The sequence below is a fragment of the Escherichia sp. MOD1-EC6021 genome, assembly GCF_002965245.1.
Taxonomy (GTDB): Bacteria; Pseudomonadota; Gammaproteobacteria; order Enterobacterales; family Enterobacteriaceae; genus Escherichia; species Escherichia coli_F.
The window spans coordinates 1-1,067 of the sequence record NZ_PTRU01000097.1 but is presented as its reverse complement, the minus strand read 5'-3'; the positions used below and the strand labels follow the sequence as shown (position 1 = coordinate 1,067).

At 33.0% G+C, this 1,067-nt stretch carries 2 protein-coding genes and 1 pseudogene; all 3 read left to right on the top strand.

Features of this window, described 5'->3' with window-relative positions; all coding sequences use genetic code 11:
- Positions 1-117: pseudogene (locus BEB54_RS28080) on the top strand (ISAs1 family transposase); the annotation flags it as partial.
- 102 nt (positions 118-219) lie between these two features.
- A complete protein-coding gene (locus tag BEB54_RS28075) occupies positions 220-747 on the top strand; it encodes a hypothetical protein (protein ID WP_032184205.1) in 528 nt (175 codons plus the stop codon).
- 126 nt (positions 748-873) lie between these two features.
- Positions 874-1,067, top strand: a 194-nt coding sequence (locus BEB54_RS28065; RefSeq protein ID WP_172953794.1) for a transposase family protein, incomplete at its 3' end; no start/stop codon positions are given.

Sequence of the window (1,067 nt, the reverse complement as noted above, 5' to 3'; positions counted from 1 at the left end):
ATTAATATTTTGACGAATGATAAGGTATTCAAGGCAGGGTTAAGACGTAAGATGCGAAAAGCAGCCATGGACAGAAAGTATCTGGCGTCAGTCCTTGCGGGGAGCGGGCTTTCGTAATCTTTCCCTGGTGGTAAAGCAATATTAAGGGAAAGAAATGCTATGGACGATCTTAGACTTACTGGTATGTTTAATCACGTCTTTTTCTTAAGGTATTAATATATGTTATTTGATAGCAAAATATGGAGCAAAAATGGAAGAGGCTTGTCATTTGAATTTTATTTATCAGATGAAAATATTGCCAAAATCATTTATGACTTTTTTTCTTTTATCGGCTTGAAAGATACTTATATTATGGTGACATATAATTCTCTGCGTGATTCCAGTTACATTCAAAAATATAACATAATAACACCCGCGGAAATCACAGAGTATAATAAGAAAGGTGAGTGGTTTTTTCTTATTGGTATTGAGACCCTAACTCCATCATCTTGCTTTACAAAAATCAAAGAAAATATTAATGCCACAGCAGTATGCAATGGACTAATAATTCTTCAATATGGGAGAACCATAAGATTAGGAGTAGCAAACCCAACAATAATGATAACTAACAAAGTAATAAATAATATAACAGGTGAAGTTCATGTTCATGGTGAATATGAAAAAATTTTTAAGCTATTTGTCAAATTCTTAAAAAAAAGAAAAATGGGAAATGTGCAGAGGTTGGTGCAACAGGGAAAGATCACGTAACGCTGCTTTTTTGTACTAAATAATTCGCATTTTATGTTCATAAATTGAGATATTCCTTATTATCTAAAGCTGTTTTTTATTGCTTATACATGATCAAATACTCCTTACATAATTAAGGAGAACAAAATGGTACTTAAAAAATTGATGGAACATATTTCTATTATCCCCGATTACAGACAAGCCTGGAAAGTGGAACATAAATTATCGGATATTCTACTGTTGACTATTTGCGCCGTTATTTCGGGTGCAGAAGGCTGGGAAGATATAGAGGATTTTGGGGAAACACATCTCGATTTTTTGAAGCAATATGGTGATTTTGA

What these genes read in the sequence shown, in the direction of transcription:
- BEB54_RS28075 (WP_032184205.1), top strand. Translation starts at nt 220, where the DNA reads ATGTTATTTGATAGCAAAATATGGAGCAAAAATGGAAGAGGCTTGTCA.